The sequence below is a fragment of the Streptomyces sp. NPDC058877 genome, assembly GCF_042742855.1.
In the GTDB taxonomy this organism is placed as follows: domain Bacteria; phylum Actinomycetota; class Actinomycetes; order Streptomycetales; family Streptomycetaceae; genus Streptomyces.
The window spans coordinates 15899-34055 of sequence record NZ_JBHYMF010000012.1 but is presented as its reverse complement, the minus strand read 5'-3'; the positions used below and the strand labels follow the sequence as shown (position 1 = coordinate 34055).

Here is an 18157-nt window from a genome sequence, read left to right as displayed (position 1 = left end):
CTCAGTGGCCGTCGTTCCCGGTCTCCACCGCCATGCGCCGGTCGAAGCCGCGACCCCCGTCCCGTGACTCGTACACCCCGTCCTGGGTGGCGACGAACAGCCGGCTGCCGTCCACGGCGGTGAGCGCCTGCGGGGCTCCGCCCGGCACGCCACCGACCCTCTCCCAGGCGGTGCCGTCGGAGGTGCCGCGGAAGAGGACACCGCTCGGGTCGATGCCGAACGGGGCGTCAGCAGTCCCCCAGGAGACGTATGCGAGGACCGGGCCGGAAGCCGCCGCGAAGGTCCGGCCACCGTCCGTGGAGCGGACCACGCCGGCCTCGGTGGTGGCGAGGACGGTTCCCGGCGCATCGGGGGAGACGGCGATGTCGAGTGCGCGCAGGGTCGCGCGGTCCTCCCAGGTGACCCCGTCGGAGCTCACCCGCAGGAGGCCGGCGGCGCCGTCGTAGCCGTAGACGGTGGAGTCGGACGCGGTGTCGAGGGCGTGGAAGTCGACCTTCCCCGCGAGGGACTTCTCCTGCCAGCTGAGGCCGGAGTCCGTCGAGGCGATGAGTCCCAGGTCGGCGGGCCCCTTGCTGCCGGTGCCGGGCGCAGGGTGTCCGCTCGCGAGGAAGGTGCCCGCACCGGTGACCGTGAAGCCCATGAAGTCGTCGCGCCGGTCGCCGACCGGGGTCGGCCTGCCTTCGGGGTCCGGGGTGTGGAGGCCCTGGTGGGTGGCGACGTAGAGGGTGTCGTCGTGCAGTCCGAGGCCGTGGACGTGGCTGAGGACCGGGTCGGATCCGGCTCCGTCGGCCGTGTTCCCCGAGGAACAGGCACCGAGGGCCAGGGCGAGGACGACGGCGCCGAGGGCGGCGCCGATGGATACGGCCGGGCGGCGGCCGGAAGAGGTCGTGTTCATGGTTCCTTCGCCGAAGGGATGAGGGAGGGCACGGCGGCTCGTACCCCGCGGGGGACGAGCCGCGGCGCGCGGGGTGACGGGGCGGTATCAGAGCCGGTCGAGGACGGTCCGCAGTCGCCCGATCTCGGCGGACTGCGTCCGGACGACGTCGTCGGCCAGCTCCTTGGCCGTGGGGTTGAGCCCCTTCCGCAGTTCGTCCTTCGCCATGGCGACGGCTCCGTCGTGGTGGGCGGTCATCAGCTCGGCGAACGCGCGGTCGAAGCTTTCGCCCTCGGCTGCGGCCAGACGCTCCATGTCCTGCGCGGACATCATCCCGGCCATGCCGTGTCCGGAGCCGTGCTCGGCGGCCCCGGGGGCACCCCAGCCCTTCAGCCAGGCCTTCATCTTCTGGATCTCCGGGTCCTGGGCCTGCTCGATCGCCGCCACCAGTTCCTTGACCTCGGGGTCCGAGGCCCGGCCTTCGGCGAGCCTCGCCATCTCCAGGGCCTGCTCGTGGTGGGGGATCATCATCTGCGCGAACATGACGTCCGCGTCGTTGAAGGCGCCGGGTGCGGCGCCGCCGCCTGCGGCGGTCTCGGGGGAAGCTGCTGCGTCCGGGGAGGCGGCGGACGTGCCGCCGTCGTTCCTTCGAGCGTCGTCGTCGGTGCCGCAGGCGGCGAGGAGGAAGGCCGCTCCGGTGACGGCGCCGACGAGGGCGAGCCGACGGGTGGTGGGACGGATGGGGGCACGCATGGCGGAGGTACCTCGTGTGGTGTTCGTGCGTACGGAAAGGACTGACCGGGTGGGGCACGGGCGGCCGAGGGCGGCCCGTGACGGCGGAGCGGTCTAGATCCGCAGGACGGACGAGCGTGCGGGGTACGGGGGGCTGAGCGGCGGAGCGTGCGGGCCGAGCGAGGGCCGGAACCGTGCGAGGAAGGGGGCGAGCCGGTCGGGACGGCGCCCGAGTGCCGCCCTGACGAGGCCGGCCAGCAGCCAGGAGCCGAGGACGGCCACGCACAGCACGGTCAGGTCCGTGCCCGGGCCCGGCTCGTGCCGGGTGCCGGTGCTCCCCTCGCCGTGTGCCGCGGAGACGTGCTCCGCATCGACCTGGGAAGTGCCGTGATGAGGGGCGGAAGCGCCGCTCGTGTTCCCGCCCGAACCCTCGGGGTGACCGACGGAGTGCATCAGGAACACCCCGAGTGCGAGCACGGCCACGAGCAGGAGGTGCGCCACGGCACCCCCTGCTCGCCCACGGCTTCCCGCCGGGTGTGTGCGCACAGTCATGACCTCCGCGGCGAAGATACCGTGCGGGGGTATCAGATCTGCGTTAAGAGGGAACCTCGCCCGCCATCGCCGCGGCCATCCGCAGGTGCGGCGCGGCCTCGTCGGGGCGGCCCTGGCGCTCCAGGGTGCGTCCGAGCATCAAGCGGGCGTAGTGCTCGACCGGGTCGTGCTCCAGGATCGTGCGCAGCTCGGCCTCGGCGCGGGACAGCTGGGCGGAGTGGTAGTAGGCCCTGGCCAGGAGGAGTCGCTGGGCCGTCTGGTCCGGGTGCTCGGCGACGAGGCCCCGCAGGATGCGGACGGCGGTTCCGTACTCCTTCGCCTCGAAGAAGAGCCGGGCCCGGTCCCAGCGCTCTCCGGCCGTTCCGAACTCGTAGTACGTGTCGCTCACTTGCTCGCCCTTTCCGGAGCCCCTGATCTGCCACTCTGTGAGGTGGTCGCCCGGGTCAACACCACCAGCCTGTTGAACATTCCACTAAGAATGGGTTGAGCCTCATGAGCAATCTTGATCGTCAGGCCGCGCTGACCGTGTGCGGCGGTCGGGGCTTCGTCGTCGCCGAGCCGGTACGGGAGCTGCTCAGCCCCCGTCACGTCCGGCTCGGAGAGTCGACCGAGGTCCGCAGGCTGCTCCCGAACCTCGGCCGGCGCATGGTCGGAGCCTGGGCCTTCGTCGACCACTACGGTCCCGACGACATCGCCGACGAACCCGGCATGCAGGTCCCGCCCCACCCCCACACGGGGCTGCAGACGGTCAGCTGGCTCCACGAGGGGGAAGTCCTGCACCGCGACTCGCTCGGCAGCCTGCAGACGATCCGTCCGCGCGAACTGGGCCTGATGACCTCGGGTCGCGCGATCTCCCACTCGGAGGAGAGCCCCCGGTCGCACGCCCGCTTCCTGCACGGAGCGCAACTCTGGGTCGCGCTTCCCGGCGCCCACCGCCACGTCGAACCGCACTTCCAGCACCATGCCGACCTTCCCCGGGTCACCGCGCCCGGCCTCACCGCCACGGTGATCCTCGGAGCGCTCGACGGCGCCGTTTCGCCGGGCACCGCGTACTCCCCCCTCGTCGGCGCAGACCTCGCCCTCGCCGCGGACGCCGAGGCCCTGCTGCCCCTGGAGCCCGACTTCGAATACGCGGTCCTCGCCATGTCCGGCGAGGCCCTCGTCGACGGCGTCCCCGTCCTGCCCGGTTCGATGCTCTACCTGGGCTGCGGTCGCGCCGAGCTCCCCCTCCGCGCCGTCTCGGACGCGGGCCTGATGCTCCTCGGCGGGGAGCCCTTCGAGGAGGAGATCGTGATGTGGTGGAACTTCGTGGGCCGCACGGACGAGGAGATCCGCGAGGCGCGGGAGGCGTGGATGACGGGCGACCGCTTCGGCGAGGTCAAGGGGTACGACGGGGACCGGCTGGACGCCCCGGAGGTCCCGGCGACGCAGCTGAAGGCGCGGGGGAGGGTGCGCTGATCCGGGGTTCCCCGGGTGGGCGGACACCTGCCCCCGCGGCTGCCGGCGGGATTGGGCGAGAGGTGCGCATCGCGCCCCTTTCCGGTCGCCCGGTCGGCAGGGTGCGCTTCCGGTCGTCGAGCGGAAGCGGATCCGGGTCGTGCCCGGTGCGCACTGGTGGGAGAACGCCTGCACGCAGCGGGCGAGGTGCTCGGCGTCGGGCGAATCCACGTCGTCGGGGGGACGTCGGAGAACCGTTGCCGAACGGCACGGAGTCCGAACGGCACGGAGTCCGGCCGGTCGGCTCAGCCCCGGCGCCGTTGGTAGCCGTCGCTGGCGGTGGGCATCGCGTTGTGGACGGCGAAGGCGTCGTAGGAGACGCGATCGGTCCGGGCCTGGCGCCGGGCCTCGTGTTCGATCCGTAGCCCGTCGGCGCTGTCCGTCCGACCGCCGGAGCGGCGCATCAGCAGGATCACCAACAGCAAGCCGACTCCACCGAGCAGGCCGAACAGGATCAGGACCGCGCCCATCTACTTCCTCCTTCGTCCGCGCAGGCCGCGCACATCACGGGGCCGGGGGCTGCCGAGGCCGGTGGTGACCCGGCGGTGACGCCCCGGGCGACGCCCCCCATCGAGGCCGGGGCGTTCTGACCTGCCGTCGTACGGGTGGGACGCGGCTCTGCGTGCCGACCCGTGCAGCCGCGTGCCCATGCTGTTCCCCGACCCCGACACCCCGCAACGGCGGAGCCCGGCAGCCGGTGTGCTGGCCCGTTGCCAGAACCCGGCAACCCGCCGACCCGGAGGGAGGGAGGGACGGGCGGCTCACGACCGGTGGCCCGGCCTCCACGGCGGCAATCCCCCGAGCCGGTGCCGCCCGGCGGAGCGCGTCCCGGTGCACGGCCGGCCTTCCCGGTTCGGGCTCCCGCGTCCGTCTGCCGCCCCCTCGGGCGGTGGAGCTAGTGATGCCGCAGGACGTAGAGCTCCCACGCGTCGGGGTCACCGATGAAGACGTACAGCTTCGGGTGCTCACGGGTGCCGTAGACCCCCCAGTTCCCCATGCCCACGGGGCAGGCGTCGACGGTGACGTCGACCTGCTGGGAGCGGGGGCCGTCGGCGGGGTCGTAGGCCCAGGTGCCCGTGCCGGTGCATGCGTGGACCTGGGGCTCGAAGGGGTCGAGGGAGTCGTCGAAGGCGAAGGTGTCGACACGGGTCGCGGTGGCCGTGCCGTCCGGAGCGAGGGTGAGGATGCCGCCCTTGCCGTCGGAGTACGTGCCGGCGATCTGCTCGGTGCTCAGCCGTGGGGGCTCGTATCCGATGCCGGCGTACAGGGCGATGCCGGCGAGGGTCCAGGCCGTCACGGCGGCGAGCGTCCCGTACAGCGCGATCCGTCCGAACATCGTGGTTCCGGAGAGCGCCGGACGCCCCGGCAGCAGCAGTCTGCGGGCGACCAGGGCGGGGGCGGTCAGCGCGGCCGTCACGGCGAGCCAGCCGCCCGAGCACGCCACGACGCCGGCCTCGGTGAGGAGAGCCAGTGCCAGGGTCGGTGGGGCGGTCGCGGCGGCGGTCGTCACGGGCACCCACCACCATGCCTCCCGCCCGGAGAACCTCCGGCCGAGCCATGAGGCCGCGGACAGCAGCGGCATCACCGCACCGACCGTCACCAGGGTGCCCAGGACGGCTCCGAGCGCCGCGATGAACGGCGCGGCGATCACCAGCACGGCGAGTCCCAGCGCGTTGTAGGGCAAGGGCGGTCTTTCCTGCGTCTGCTCCCAGGTGAAGTTCGCGGTGATCCCGATCACGGCCTCGACGAACAGCACCGAGACGGACGCCGTCAGTACGGCGCCGAACCTGTCCTTCGCGCGTCCCCGGGCGCGGACCGACACCGGCATCTGGATTTCTGAACGCATTCAAATCCCCTCCGGCCCTCATCATGCACCATGCCGGCCCGGCCGTCGGCGCATGGCCCCGGAAGCGCCCGTCTGCCGCGCCGGCGATCAGGCGTCCGCCCCCGCAGGACGGGGCGCCGTCGTGCCGCCGGCCGCGGGCAGGACCGTGCCGGCGGTGCCGTGTGCAGGGTGCGGACCCGTCGGTCCGGGGCGACGGGGGCGGGGCGGCCGGGCTCGCCCGAGGAGAATGCCAAGACCGCCCACGGGGCGAGCCCATGATCGGAAGTCAGGAGCAGAGCCCGCGCGGGTCCGCCCTCCTCCTCGGCGGCGGGATGGTGGCCAAGCCCACCAGAGAGGTGCTGACGGTGGGCTGCGTACCCATGTCCCGCGCCCGATCGGCGCCATAGCCTCCCGCAGGTCCCCGTCCACGAGCCCCGGAGGCACGTCGATGCATCGTTCCCCCTTCCCCTCCCCCTCGCACTCCTGGCGGCGGGGCGGGCCGATGGCCCTCGTCCTCGCTGCCCTCACCCTCGCCGCGGTGCCGGCGACGGCGACGGCGGACCCCGTCGTCCGCGCGGGCCACTGCGCCCGCATGGGCCACCTTCGCGTCCCGGGCGCCGAACTCCAGCAGACGGCGTGCCTGGACGAACTCACCACGGCCGGCACGGTCGCCTCCGGGCACACCGATCCGGCCGATTGGGCGGGACTGACGCCGAAGGAGCTGACCGTCCCCAATGGAGTGCCCGGCATCCAGATCGACGGCTACTTCCCCGACACGTCCACCACCAACACCAACCACGGCTGGAACCACGACGCCCAGTTCGTCATCCGCCTGCCCGACCACTGGAACGGCGGTCTCGTCGTGGCCGGCACCCCCGGAAACCGCGAGCAGTACGCCAACGACCGCGCCATCGCTGACGGGGCGCTGGCCCGTGGTTACGCCTACGCCGCCACCGACAAGGGCAACACCGGGCTCGCCTTCTACCGGGACGGAAAGGCACCCGGCGACGCGATCGCCGAGTGGAACGACCGGGTCACCCAGCTCACCCGTGCCGCTCGCGCCACGATCTCCCAGCGGTACCACCGGCCCCCGTCCCGCACCCTGGCCGCGGGTCTGTCCAACGGCGGCTACCTGGTGCGCTGGCAGTTGGAGAACCACCCCGAGCTCTACGACGGCGGTGTGGACTGGGAGGGCACCCTCTGGCGTGCCGACGGCCCCACCCTGCTGGACTTCCTGCCGAAGGCCCTGCGCGCCCATCCCGTGTACGCAGCGGGCGGCGAAGGAGCCGAACGGGCCCGGGAAGCCATGCACGCGGCCGGGTTCCCCGCCGAGACCGAGTTCCTCTGGCCGTACCACCACAAGGTCTACTGGGACCTGACCCAGCGCATCTACCGCGAGGAGTTGGACCCCGACTTCGACGGCGCCACCGAAGCGGGCACCCCGTACTGCGCGACGGGCACGCCCGCCTGTGACACCGACTACGACTACGCCACCCGCCCCGAAGAGGTCCGGCGGGCCGTCGAGAAGATCGCGCTGACCGGACGCATCGGCAAGCCCCTGATCACCCTGCACGGAACCCTGGACGCCCTGCTGCCCATCAGCCAGGACTCCGACGTCTACGCCCGCATGGTGCGCGAAGCCGGCCGGGAACGCCTGCACCGCTACTACCGCATCGAAGGCGGCACCCACACCGACGCCCTCGCGGACGTGTTTCCGGACCGGCTGCGGCCCCTCGCGCCGTGCTACCGGGAGGCCTTCAGCGCGCTGGAGGGTTGGCTCGCCGAGGGGCACCGCCCGCCGGCCTCGGGCACCGTCGCCCTGCCCGCCGGCCGGACCGCGGTGGCTTCGGCCAACGACTGCTCCCTGGACACCGGTGGGGCCGGCGGCACGTCATGAGCGCCTGACGCTCGGCTGCCCCGTGGAGACCGGTCGGGTCCGGCCGCCACGCTCCCCGGCCCGGCTCCCCGGCCCGACTCCTCCGGCGCGGCCGGGCTCGGGGAGCTCTGCCGCACCGCGTCGTCCACGACGGACGCCTTCGCGACCGGCGGGGATCGGACTCCAGGTGCGGCGCTGAGCGCCCAGCGGTGCTGACGCCCGGCGGGTGGGACCCGCCGGCGGGTTCGGCGCGGCACACCCATAGAAATGGATCATGCGATCATATGGTCGCGATCCTGTGGGGGCTTCGCGCGGGGAAGACGGGAGCTTGGCATGGCCGTGGGTGGGGACCGGGACGGGGCGTCCCTGTCGGACGAGGAGTGGGAGCGTTTCCTGCGCGAGTCGATGGAGGGATCGGCGAACGCGCCGAGGGAGCCGTCCGCGCAGGCCCGCAGCGTCGGGAGCCGACCGGGGGAGGGGCTCGGCCAGCCCGATGGATGGCGTACGTACACCCCGCCCGCGCCCCGACGGCGCAAGGGCTGGTACGTGGCCGGCTTCGTGGCGTCGGTGGCCCTGCTGGTCGTCGCCGTGGCACCGGAGCGGGTCGCCGGCTGGTTCGGTAGCGGAAGCCAGGAGAGCCAGGAGAGCCGGCCATTGGCTCCCGAGACGGGGGACCCGGGGGAAGCACCTCCAATGGAGCCGGCCGAACGACCCACCCTCGCCGAACCCTTCAAGGGGTCGCCCGCGGCGCGTTGGGCGAGCGGTGCGGCAGGGATCACCGTGCCGGAGGCCAGGGCGACCGGGTGGATGAGCGCGCCCCAGGTGGCCCAGGCCCTCGAACGGAGCCGGGACTTCCTCGTCGCGTCCAACCTGGACCCCGCGGTGCTGACGGGCTCGCGCCCGGAGAAGGCGATCACGTTGATCAACCCGCACCAACGGGACGTCCAGGACTTCCTGCGGGTCGCGTTCCGGACGCCCGACGAGAAGAACGACCCGCTGCTGCTGTTCAGCCGCTTCCAGAGCTCGCAGGTGCACCTCGTCGGGGACGTGGTGAAGACCCGGGGGCAGTTGACCTATCGGGAAGGCGAGCGGGGTGCGGTCCACGTGACCGGCGACGTCACGTTCGTGTATCCGGTGACGCCCGCGGAGGGCGGTGACCAGGTCGTACGCACGATCGTTCGGCGCGAAGTGGTGATGAGCTGGGACGACCCGGCCGACGTCATCACCGAGTCGGGAACCTTTTCCCTCGTGTCCTACAAGCTCGACATGACGAACGGTGGCTGCGACACCCACAACGGTTTCCTGACGCCGACGTTCGGCAACGAACGGCCCTCCACCGGAGGCGCCCCACCGGTCGACCCCTATGACCGCAGCAGGTCCTTCGACGAGCGCATGGCCTCCGCGGACGGCGGGTGTGGGGTGGCCACGCGGTCGTGAGGGTCCGTTCCGGTGTGGGCAACAGCGGAATCGACGGCGCGGGCGACTGCTTCCCCCGGCCGCGCACGGGGCCGGCCGTGGCGCGGGTGGGCGCGGAGGAAGGGGCGGAGCGGGGCCGTGGCGGGGAGGGCGTGCCCCTCGGGCCCCACCAGGTCTGATGTGCGAGGACCGGACCTATCCTGATGGGTGACAGACCAAGGGGGAAGGAGTTTCTTATGGCCTGGTTCTGGTGGGTCCTCATCATCTTCTGGACGGGTGGCTTCGCTTGGGCGGCCGACACCGTACGCACGGCGCTGCGCAACCGCCACGACCGCAAGCTGGAGCTGTTGGAGGCCGCGAAGCAGGAGCGTCTGGCCGTAGAAGCGGCGCACCGGCCGCCGGAGCCCATCTGCGGGTGCACGCATCACCTTGCCAAGCACGACAAGCAGGGCCGGTGCCACGAGCGGGTCGAAGTTCCGACGGCCTGGGACGAACAGAAGAACCCGCTGCGGTACGAGGCCGGCCAGTGCAATTGCCAGCAGTACGTGGGACCGCAGCCGCTGTCCCAGGTGTTCGCGGAGGAGTTGACGGACCGGGCCTGATCCGGCCGGCCCTCGTGCCGGGTGGACGGATCGGTTGCGTTCTCGGCGCCCCGCCGGTCCGGAGAGCGCGGTCGGCGTGCGGCGCCCCTCCCGTGACCGCGGGGGCCTTGATCATGCGGTCGTTGCCTTCTAGGGGCCCGCGTAACGTTCGATCGTGCTTCCGTACTCGAACAGGCCGTCCGCTGAGGCCGTTCTCGCCGCAGTCCCTGCTCTTGCGCCGTACGCCCGGCCCGCGGTCGTCCTCCATCCGACGCCCGGGAAACCAGGGCACCAGGACAGCTCCATTGCCGGGCCGATGCGCTGGCCGGTACATGAGCCGTGGCCGCACTGCTCCGTGCCGGACGAACTGGAGCCGTCCGGGCTGCCGCCAGTGGCAATGGTTCCGGTGGTGCAGGTCTTGCGACGGGACGCGCCGGGAGACTGGTGGCCGCAGGGAGCCGATGTGTTCCAGCTGCTGTGGCGCCCGAACCCGCACGGGGACCCGCCGGCTCCGCACGCGGACGGAAGCCCGGTCGTGGAGATTCGCTGGCGGCGGGCAGCCGACCTGCCACAGGAACCCTTTCCGGCCCCCGCGCCCCTGCGGCAGGAAGGCGACGACCACGGCTTCTCGCCCCGGCCGTGCCTGCTGACCCCCGTACCGCTGACCGATTTTCCCTATCCTGGGGGACTGCCGGACGACGTCGCGGATGACGTGGAACGGCTGGTGGAGGAAACCTCCGACGAGGACGGGGGCGACGTCATCACGCGGGTGGCGGGATGCAAGTTCGGTGGCTGGCCACCTGGCACCTCACCGAACCGTGGGAGTTCCGCTGCCGTAAGTGTGACACCCCCATGAGACTGCTGTTCACCGTGGCCAGCGACCACACCACGCGCATCACCGTGGGCAGATGGGGAGACCTCCGGGTGTTCGGCTGCCCCGTGGACATGCGGCACGGCTACGAGTTCGACGTGCACTGACGCGACGACACGCGCCATGGAGCGAATCAGCAAGAGGCCCACACGACCGGAGCTCCACCAGACCTTTCGGTCCTGCTCGAAGAAGTGCGAAGGTCCGAGCTCCTTGCAGCTTGCCCTGGACGTTTGCCCCATCATTCGTGTCGGGCGGTGGATTCGGACTCCTGGGCCAATCGGCGCAGAGCGAGCAGTGCGGGTTCGAGGAGAAGGGCCAGGAGGACGACGTGTTCCGCCCTTTCGCCGGGGTCCGTCGACGGCCTCGCACGGTCCAGGTCCAGCGTGGCGGTCTGCTCGGCGATCCGCGCGTAGGGAAGGAGCATCGTCCAGTCGACCTCCAGGCCGAGCGAGCGCAGGGCGTGCAGGGAGCGGCTGATGGTCCGTCGTGCGGGGTGTCCCTCCGGCACCCTCCAACCCAGCTTCTCCATCAGCGCGTTCGTCTCGGAAGCGTCCGTCCGCGGATCCTCGTGCCCGTTCGGAGCGAGGTCCGTGCCGGGCAACAGGCGGAGGACCCCGCCGAGTCGGTCGGGGGAGCGGGCCTCGTCGGAGGACAGGAGGGCGAGGACCTGCTTGGCGTCGCTGACCGAGAGTCCCCTGACGCCGATCAGGGCCCGGATGAGTTTCAAGCGGTGCAGGTGCGACTCGTCGTACTGGGCCTGGTTCGCTGCGGTCGTGCGGCCCGGCGGTAGCAGTCCTTCCCGCAGGTAGTACTTGATCGATGCGGTGGAGACCCCGCTGCGACGGTGGAGTTCGGACAGGCGCACGGGTTCCCCATCAGTCGGACGTCAGGTTCTCGGTGGGGTGCGGGGGAGGAGTGAAGGGGCCCCAGGTGAAAGCCGGCCGCCAGGGCTCCGGGGGTGCGCTCCAGGCCAGTTCGCCGATCTGGACGAGTGTCCGCCTGCCGGTGAGCGAGCGGAACACGTCCAGGCTTCCGCCGCCCATCGTCGCCGTGGCCTCGCCCTCACCGATCGTCCAGGACCCGTCCGGGGTCTCGACGTGCAGCGCCGGCAGCCCGTGCTCGACCAGCGACAGGCCGAAGCCCAGGGTCACCAGTTCGAGGGCGTCCCGGAAGGCGGAGTGATCACCGGCCAACGGCACGCCCAGCGCGCGGCGGACGTCGAGGTGGTGGGAGACGAGGTCCATGAGCGCAATGCGGGGCCGCAGCCCTGGGGCGTGCTCCAGCGCCTCCCGCACCGGCTCGTCCAACGAAGCCCATTCGGAAAGGAGTTCATCGATCGGTCGGTGCTGCTCGGGCGGTGGGACATCGGGCAGCTCGCGGGGGTCTTCGGCGACGACCCTCCGACAGACCTGGAGCAGGTGTCCGACGAGGTCGCGCACGTTCCAGGCGGGGCACGCGGGCACGGCTAGCTCCGCGGCATCGGGGCGGTCTCGGAGGAGGCGGGCGATGTCATCACGGACGTCCCGGTACGCGGTTCCGTAGAAGTCCTTGGGGCGCTGTGGTCCGGTCATGCGTGCGTGTCCTCGGGCTCGGGGCGGATGGGGGCGTGCGGTGCCACGGCCGAACCGGCCTGCCGCTTCGAGAGGTGTCCCGCCTCGTGCAGCCAGCGGACCGTGTCGGCGACCGTCTCGACGAGGGGGCGGGCGACGACACCGCCGGTTGCGGCGCGCTCGTCCACGGGCACCGCGTGTGCACAGGTGTAGACGGCCCCGTACTCCGCCGGAACGTGCCAGGGCCACACCCGTTGCAACAGGTCCGCGAGCAGGCCGAAGGGAAGTACGGCGCGGGCCGGGAGGAAGGCGGCGGGAAGCCGACGACCGGTGGCCGCACGGACCGCTCGGAGGTAGTCCCGTGTCGTCACGAACCGACTCGGACCGAAGTGCCGGTTCCCACCGGGCACCTCCCGCAGGACGAGTCGGCCGTGGAGTTCGGCGGTGTCGCGGACGTCTCCGAGCGGAAAGCCCCCGAGGGGCCAGAGCGGCATCAACCCCCTCAATTCTTCCCGCAGTCGTGCGTTCTGATCGCCGAGATACGGATCGTGCGGACCGAGCAGCGCCGGCGGATAGCTGATCACCACGGGTGCGCCCGCCGCTTGATGGCGCCGGGCGATCGACTCCGCAGCGGCCTTGCTCGCCAGGTACGCCTCGCGCGGGCTGCCGACCGGCGAGTCCCCGTCGATCGTGCCGGCGACCGCGGGCCACATCGCACCCACGGTGGAGACGTGGACGACCGGGTCCGCTCCGGCGCGCACCGCCGCACCGAGGACCACTTCGGTGCCCCGCGCGTTGGTCTTCCGCACCTCGGCGCGCCGCCTGCTGTCGAAGGAGTACACCGATGCTGCGTGCAGCACCGCGTCCGCCCCTTCGACGGCCTGCTTCACGGCGCTTTCGTCGGTGACCTCGCCCGTCACCACCTCCACGGCCTCCGACCGCACCCCGAGCGGCCCCAGCGAGGCCTCCACCCGTGCGGGGTCGCGGACGAGCAGGCGCACCCGGGCGCCGCGCCGGACGAGGGCCGCCACCGAGTGAGCGCCGACGAAGCCGGTTCCACCCGTCACCGACACCAACATGCTCGGTCCTGCCTTTCCTTGGAAGAGCGTGCAGTGACCCTCGCGACCGGCTGGACATCAGTTCCCGGCCGATGCCCTCCGGGCCGCGGGCTTTCCTTTCCGGGCCGCCCCCGAGGAAGAGGGCAGCCGCCAGGAGCAGGGGCATCGCGCCGATGATCGCGGTCATGCCGGTCGAAGGAGCCGATCGCGGTTCCCGTGATGCCGGCCAGCGGAAGCCAGGACAGGGGGAGGGAACTGCCGCGTTTCATGGGTGACTTCAGGCCGTATTCCTGTGCGAATCCGGGTGTCACGAAGGCCAGGGCGGTCGGCTTCGTCGCGTCGATGGTCACGGTGATCGCCATCACGGTCAGCAGGGCGATGTGCGGGCCCCGCAGGGGGGCGTCGTCGAGTGCGCGGATCCGGATGCGTGCGGCCTCGCGCCGGATCTCCCTTCCTCGGCGGGGCACCAGGTCGTACGGTGCCGCGAGCAGTCCGATGACGATCAGCGTCATGCCGATGGTCATCGAGAGGTCCATCGGCATGCCGTTCATGTGGTGATCCACGTGCCCGGCCTGGACGTACACCAGCAGGTACAGCAGCACTCCGAGGGTGCAAGCGACCGCGCCGCCCCAAAATCCGAACGGATGCCCGAATCCTGGGGGTGAGGTTTCACCCGAACGGGTTCTGTCTCCTGCGCTGGGCATGGGTGTCCTTCGGTCACGTGAGGATGGAGTGCCGCTGGTGCCTCGCGGTGGCGCTGCCATCGTGGAGCCCAGCGGGGGGCCGTGACTTCTCGCACGTTGCCGCCCTGCGATTCCTTTCGGTTGCGACTCCGGTCTGTACGGGGGAGTCCTGACCGAACGCCTCCGGAGGAGACGACATGCCCACCGAACGAACCGAACCGATCACCGCGATCGTCACCGGCGCGAGCCGGGGATTCGGCAGAGGGGTCGCGACCGCGCTGGTCGAGACGGGCTTCCGCGTCGTCGGCGTCGCCCGTGGTGCGGACCCGCTCGCGGAACTCCGTGCGTCGTTGGGGGACGGATTCGTCCCCGTGGTCGCCGATGCGGCCGATCCCTCACTGCCCGTGCGCCTGATCGACGAGTTCCGACCCCGCGCACTGGTCCTCAACGCAGGAGCGAATCCGGTCCTCGCCCCTCTGCACGAGCACACGTGGGACACGTTCCGGGAAGCCTGGGAGACCGATGTGCGGCAGGCCTTCGAATGGGTCGGTGCGGCCCTCCGACATCCACTGGTGCCGGGAAGCGTGGTGATTTCCGTGTCGAGCGGCGCGGCGCTCAACGGCTCCCATCTCAGCGGTGGTTATGCGGGGGCCAAAGCGACGATCAGGTTCCTCTCCGCCTATGCCGCCGACGAGTCGGCACGCCGGGACCTGGGCCTGCGCTTCGTTTCCGTGCTGCCCAAGCTCACCCCGTCGACCGGGCTGGGAGCGGCTGCGGTGGCCGCCTACGCCGCGCGACGCGGCTCCGACGTCCCGGCCTTCCTGGAGTCACTGGGACCGACCCTGACGGAGGAGCAGGTGGGTGATGCCCTCCTGGGGCTCGTCGAAGAACCGGAGTTGAACCACCTCGCCTACCTGCTGACCCCAGAAGGCCTCAAGGAGTTGTGACGGCGATGACGAACGAACTGCGAACCGAGCAGCCCAGCGTGACCCTGGGTCTGCTGCTGGACGCCGCAGAAGAGTTGTTCGGCACGCACGGCTACGCGAGCACGTCGCTGGACGCCGTCGTGGCTGCGGCGGGGATGACCAAGGGGGCGGTGTACCACCACTTCCGCAACAAGGCCGAGTTGTTCCGAGAGGTGTTCGTCCGGCAGCAGGAGCGGGTGGCCGCGGAGCTGGAGCAGGCCGCGGCCCGGGCGCCCGACGCGGAGACGGCACTGCGCAACGGGGCCAGGCTCTTCCTGAAGCACTGCATGGACGGCAGAGTCCAGCGGATCACGTTGCTGGACGCGGGTGCGGTGCTGGGGTGGGAGACGGCCCGGAAGATCGAGTGCGAGCACACCCTGAGGGTCTTCCAGTCGAGCATGAGCGCGGTCATGGGGAGCGCGCTCGACGCGGAGACCCTGACGGTGCGCTGTCACATGCTCTTCGCCGCGCTGCGCGAGGCGGGAATGCTGCTGGCGCGCTCCACTGACCCGGAACGGGTCCTGGCGATGGTCACGTCGGAATCGGAGCGGCTGTTCGCGCCCTTCGGCGGAGCGGAAGCGGCTTGAGGGGGAGCGGGTCCGGTCAGCTGCTCGCGACCCACTGGGAGTGGAAGCCGTGCGGGACCCGCACGGGCAGGGGAACGACCGCGACGGGCGGACCGGTGAAGTCGGCCGTGTCCAGTACGACCAGCTCGCCGCGGTCACGGGCCGGGTCGTGCACGAGGCTGAGCAACCAGCCGTCCCCCTCGGGTGCGGTGGCATCGCGCGGGACGAACACCGCTTCGCCTGACTCCCGCCCGTGACCGAGGTCATGAGAGTCGATCCGGCCGGTCAGGAGGTCATGGCGCAGTATCGACGGGCCTGCGAGGGCCGCTCCGTGGCCCGGACGCATTCCCACCGCGAAGGCGTAACGGTACGGGGAGCCCGTGTACCGCTCGTCGATGCGCGGGAACTCCGCGACGCGGGACGAGAGCTGTGATTCGGTCACGGTGCCCGCGAGCCGGTCCACGGTCCAACGCCACAGGACGGGAACGGACTCGCTGGGGTGCAGCGGGTCGTGGTCGAAGGCGCGCTCGTGCCGGATGACGTCGACGACGACTTCATGGCCGCGCTCGTAGGCGTTGACGGGGTGGAAGACGAAGCAGGGGGCGACCTCCATCCACAGGACGTCGGCGTCTCCTCCGTTGCGGGGCAGGATGCCGATGCGCGCGCCGTGGCCCTCGTCCCAGGCGTAGGGGACCCGTGCCCCCGACGCCGCTGCATCAGCGCTGAAGGTGACCGGAAGGTCGTAGAGAATTGCGTGACGGTCCGTCAAGGAGAAGGCGTGCATCATCGGAGCGCCCTTCACCGAGATGTTCGCGTGGTGCCGCACCCGCCCGGAGGCGTCCAGCGTCAGGTAGTCGACCCCCGGCCGTCCGGGCTCGTACGCCACCGCGTACAGCTCCCGTGTGAGCGGATCCTCCAAGGGGTGGGCGCCGAAGCCGGCGGGCAGGGTGCCCTCGAAGTCGATGCGTGCGACCGTGTCGAGCTCGGGCCCGAGTTGAGCCGGCAGCACTCCGCCGTCACCGAGTGCCAGGGTGCGTCCGGCGTGGCGCACGACGTGCGCGTTGGCGTTGTCCGAGAGGCCGTGACGCGGTCCGGGCGTGGAGAGTTCACCGAAGGCCCGGGTGATCCGATCGGTGCGCAGCCAGCGGTTCCGGTACCACTCGACCCTGCCGCCCCGCAGTCGAAGGCCGTGCACCATGGCGTCGCCGGCGAAGGAGTGGTCACGGGCCGGGTCGTGGCGGTGCAGGGAGTTGGGGCCGATGCGGAGGAAAGTGCCGTCCAGCTCTGCTGGTAGCCGGCCGTGTGCGGGGAGGTCGAGAAGGGTGCTCTCCTCCATCACCGGCTGATAACCACTGCTCAGAAGGTGCGACGTGCTGTGTACGTGATGAGTGTGCATCGCTGCCCATCCTCTGAATCACTGTTACGTAACGCCGTTACGGCAGGCTCGCAGCGGCATGCGATGATGTCAAGGGTGAGCCCACGTGAAGCAGATCCGGTCGTTGGTGCCCAACTCGTCGAAGCCGCAGCTCGGTTGCTTGCGGAGGAGGGGCCGGCCGCGCTCTCGACGCGCCGATTGGCCGCAGAGGTGGGCACCTCCACCACGGCCGTCTATACGTGGTTCGGAGGCAAGGACGACCTGGTCCGGGCCATGGTCCGGGACGGCTTCCGACTGCTCGACCTGCAGCTCGGTTCGGTCGGGGAGTCCGACGACCCCGTCGCGGACATCGGGGCCCTCGGATGGGCCTACCGGCGCAACGCGCTGGAGCACCGCCACCTCTACAGCGTGATGTTCGGGGGAGCCGTCCTCGGCGGCTTCTCGCTCACCGATGAGGACCGCCAGCACGGCCGGTACACCCTCAGGTTCCTGGTGCGTGCGGTGGAGCGCTGCATGGAGGCGGGTCGCTTCGCCCCCGGTGAACCACAACTGGTGGCCCACCAGATGTGGATCGCGTTGCACGGACTCGTCACGCTGGAACTCGGTGGCTATCTGGTCGAGCCGTACGCGCCGGACGTGTGCTTCGAGGCGCAGGTCCTCGGACTGCTCATGAGCGTCGGCGTGGACCGGGAGGAGGCCGTCGCCTCCTTGAAGGCCGCCGGGGCCAGGAACAACGACTGAGGGGTCGCGGAAGTCCGCGACCCCTCGGGTCGAGCCGGTTCTTTCTGGCGGCGGGGTGTCAGCCCGCGCTGGGTCTTGCCGCCTCGTACTCGGGCGCCTGCCAGCTGTCCAGTTCGGGCAGGGCGAGGAGGATGGGCAGGTCGAAGGAGCGGAACTCCCGGGTGCGCAGGTCGACCCGGAGCGGGTGCCCCGAGCGGATGGTCACGGGGTCGCCGGCGCCGATGAACAGCGGCTGGCGGTTCCAGGGGCGGGGATCGACGCCCCACTTGGCCACGACGGCCGCGCGCAGGTACCACACGCCGTCGGGCAGTCCGTGGAGGGAGTACTCCCGGTCCGTGTCGAGGATGTCGCAGGCGGCTGGAGCCCCTTGCACGATGGGGTCCTTGAAGGCGGCGACGTAGACCCGGGTGGGCACCTCGGTGGGAGGGACGGAAACGGAACCGTGCACGCGGGTGGGGCAGCCCTCGTCGTGCGGCCCGGGTAAGACGTTCGGCAGGATGGGGACGCCCGCGTGCGCGAGGGTGCGGTAGCGCGTGGGGGAGACGCCGACGCTCCAGGTGAAGCGACTGGTGAACGTCCCCAGGCTGTTGTAGCCCACCTTGTAGGAGATGTCGGTGACGCTGAGCCCTGTTTCGAGGAGGAGGCTCTTGGCGCTGTGCACCCTGATGGCCGATAGGAATCGGCCGGGTGATGTTCCGGTGAGTTCCCTGAAGAGCCTGGAGAAGTAGAACTTGCTGAGAATCGCGGTGCTCGCCATTTCATCCAGCGAAAGCGGTTCCCCATAGCGGTCCCACATGGTCCTTATGACACGTTCAACAGCGGCTTGCAAAACATCTCCCTAATCGCGAGCGAAGAAGCAGATGGAGCCCGTGAACTGCAGAGAATTAATGGCGCGCTTTTATTCACCCCTCACACGGAACGGCCGGCATTAATGCCGGAACAGGCGTCATAGCAAACAACCGGAACGGTTGCTCCGTGCCGGTGCATACTAACAG

At 71.1% G+C, this 18157-nt stretch carries 20 protein-coding genes; 8 read left to right on the top strand and 12 right to left on the bottom strand.

Annotated features, from left to right (window positions below; genetic code table 11):
• Position 1: 1 nt before the first annotated feature.
• From ACFW2Y_RS05020 to ACFW2Y_RS05005, 4 genes are all read right to left on the bottom strand, one after another.
• A complete protein-coding gene (locus tag ACFW2Y_RS05020; protein ID WP_384873681.1) occupies positions 2-895 on the bottom strand; it encodes a F510_1955 family glycosylhydrolase in 894 nt (297 codons plus the stop codon).
• Between the two features lie 87 nt (positions 896-982).
• Positions 983-1627: a DUF305 domain-containing protein gene (locus tag ACFW2Y_RS05015; protein ID WP_384873678.1), complete on the bottom strand. Its 645-nt coding sequence runs from the start codon at positions 1625-1627 to the stop codon at positions 983-985.
• 93 nt (positions 1628-1720) lie between these two features.
• On the bottom strand, positions 1721-2107 hold the full coding sequence (locus tag ACFW2Y_RS05010) for a hypothetical protein (RefSeq protein WP_384873676.1): 387 nt from the start codon (positions 2105-2107) through the stop codon (positions 1721-1723).
• A 94-nt stretch (positions 2108-2201) separates the two neighbouring features.
• Entirely contained in the window at positions 2202-2546 is a 345-nt protein-coding gene (locus tag ACFW2Y_RS05005) for a tetratricopeptide repeat protein (protein ID WP_384873674.1), read from the bottom strand.
• Between the two features lie 104 nt (positions 2547-2650).
• On the opposite strand from ACFW2Y_RS05005, the gene ACFW2Y_RS05000 reads away from it, so the two are divergent.
• Positions 2651-3616 (top strand): pirin family protein, encoded by a 966-nt coding sequence (locus ACFW2Y_RS05000; RefSeq protein ID WP_384873671.1) that lies wholly within the window; start codon positions 2651-2653, stop codon positions 3614-3616.
• A 284-nt stretch (positions 3617-3900) separates the two neighbouring features.
• Here the strand turns inward: ACFW2Y_RS05000 and ACFW2Y_RS04995 are convergent, their stop codons facing one another.
• Positions 3901-4125, bottom strand: coding sequence for a hypothetical protein (locus ACFW2Y_RS04995; RefSeq protein ID WP_384873669.1), 225 nt, complete (start codon positions 4123-4125; stop codon positions 3901-3903).
• Positions 4126-4550: 425 nt separating this feature from the next.
• Positions 4551-5501 (bottom strand): hypothetical protein, encoded by a 951-nt coding sequence (locus ACFW2Y_RS04990; RefSeq protein ID WP_384873667.1) that lies wholly within the window; start codon positions 5499-5501, stop codon positions 4551-4553.
• Positions 5502-5928: 427 nt separating this feature from the next.
• Here ACFW2Y_RS04990 and ACFW2Y_RS04985 point away from each other — a divergent pair, with 427 nt between their 5' ends.
• The 4 genes from ACFW2Y_RS04985 to ACFW2Y_RS04970 all read left to right on the top strand — a co-directional run bounded on the left by ACFW2Y_RS04985 (position 5929) and on the right by ACFW2Y_RS04970 (position 10331).
• Positions 5929-7377 (top strand): tannase/feruloyl esterase family alpha/beta hydrolase, encoded by a 1449-nt coding sequence (locus ACFW2Y_RS04985; RefSeq protein ID WP_384873664.1) that lies wholly within the window; start codon positions 5929-5931, stop codon positions 7375-7377.
• A gap of 312 nt (positions 7378-7689) precedes the next feature.
• The gene (locus ACFW2Y_RS04980) at positions 7690-8793 is read left to right on the top strand and encodes a hypothetical protein (protein WP_384873661.1); all 1104 of its coding nucleotides are present in this window, start codon (positions 7690-7692) and stop codon (positions 8791-8793) included.
• Between the two features lie 215 nt (positions 8794-9008).
• Positions 9009-9374 (top strand): hypothetical protein, encoded by a 366-nt coding sequence (locus ACFW2Y_RS04975; protein ID WP_384873659.1) that lies wholly within the window; start codon positions 9009-9011, stop codon positions 9372-9374.
• A gap of 831 nt (positions 9375-10205) precedes the next feature.
• A complete protein-coding gene (locus tag ACFW2Y_RS04970) occupies positions 10206-10331 on the top strand; it encodes a hypothetical protein (protein ID WP_384873656.1) in 126 nt (41 codons plus the stop codon).
• Between the two features lie 131 nt (positions 10332-10462).
• Here the strand turns inward: ACFW2Y_RS04970 and ACFW2Y_RS04965 are convergent, their stop codons facing one another.
• From ACFW2Y_RS04965 to ACFW2Y_RS04950, 4 genes are read right to left on the bottom strand one after another with little or no spacing between them, the layout of a single operon-like run.
• A complete protein-coding gene (locus tag ACFW2Y_RS04965) occupies positions 10463-11089 on the bottom strand; it encodes a MerR family transcriptional regulator (RefSeq protein ID WP_384873654.1) in 627 nt (208 codons plus the stop codon).
• 10 nt (positions 11090-11099) lie between these two features.
• Positions 11100-11795 carry a maleylpyruvate isomerase family mycothiol-dependent enzyme gene (locus ACFW2Y_RS04960; protein ID WP_384873651.1) on the bottom strand — a complete coding sequence of 232 codons (696 nt, stop codon included), beginning with the start codon at positions 11793-11795 and terminating at the stop codon, positions 11100-11102.
• Positions 11792-12841, bottom strand: coding sequence for an NAD-dependent epimerase/dehydratase family protein (locus ACFW2Y_RS04955; RefSeq protein ID WP_384873649.1), 1050 nt, complete (start codon positions 12839-12841; stop codon positions 11792-11794). Before ACFW2Y_RS04955 ends, ACFW2Y_RS04960 begins: the two co-directional genes overlap by 4 nt.
• Entirely contained in the window at positions 12838-13434 is a 597-nt protein-coding gene (locus tag ACFW2Y_RS04950; protein ID WP_384873646.1) for a hypothetical protein, read from the bottom strand. Before ACFW2Y_RS04950 ends, ACFW2Y_RS04955 begins: the two co-directional genes overlap by 4 nt.
• A gap of 278 nt (positions 13435-13712) precedes the next feature.
• Between ACFW2Y_RS04950 and ACFW2Y_RS04945 the strand changes: the two genes are divergently transcribed.
• Together ACFW2Y_RS04945 and ACFW2Y_RS04940 are read left to right on the top strand one after the other, a co-directional pair.
• Positions 13713-14462, top strand: coding sequence for an SDR family oxidoreductase (locus tag ACFW2Y_RS04945; protein WP_384873644.1), 750 nt, complete (start codon positions 13713-13715; stop codon positions 14460-14462).
• Positions 14463-14467: 5 nt separating this feature from the next.
• Entirely contained in the window at positions 14468-15067 is a 600-nt protein-coding gene (locus ACFW2Y_RS04940; RefSeq protein ID WP_384873642.1) for a helix-turn-helix domain-containing protein, read from the top strand.
• A 16-nt stretch (positions 15068-15083) separates the two neighbouring features.
• Here ACFW2Y_RS04940 and ACFW2Y_RS04935 read toward each other — a convergent pair whose 3' ends face one another.
• Positions 15084-16382, bottom strand: a complete 1299-nt coding sequence (locus ACFW2Y_RS04935; protein WP_384873640.1) for a carotenoid oxygenase family protein — start codon at positions 16380-16382, stop codon at positions 15084-15086.
• Positions 16383-16517: 135 nt separating this feature from the next.
• Here ACFW2Y_RS04935 and ACFW2Y_RS04930 point away from each other — a divergent pair, with 135 nt between their 5' ends.
• Positions 16518-17162, top strand: coding sequence for a TetR/AcrR family transcriptional regulator (locus tag ACFW2Y_RS04930; protein ID WP_384873638.1), 645 nt, complete (start codon positions 16518-16520; stop codon positions 17160-17162).
• A gap of 58 nt (positions 17163-17220) precedes the next feature.
• Here ACFW2Y_RS04930 and ACFW2Y_RS04925 read toward each other — a convergent pair whose 3' ends face one another.
• Positions 17221-17958 carry a helix-turn-helix transcriptional regulator gene (locus tag ACFW2Y_RS04925; RefSeq protein WP_384873635.1) on the bottom strand — a complete coding sequence of 246 codons (738 nt, stop codon included), beginning with the start codon at positions 17956-17958 and terminating at the stop codon, positions 17221-17223.
• Positions 17959-18157: the final 199 nt, after the last annotated feature.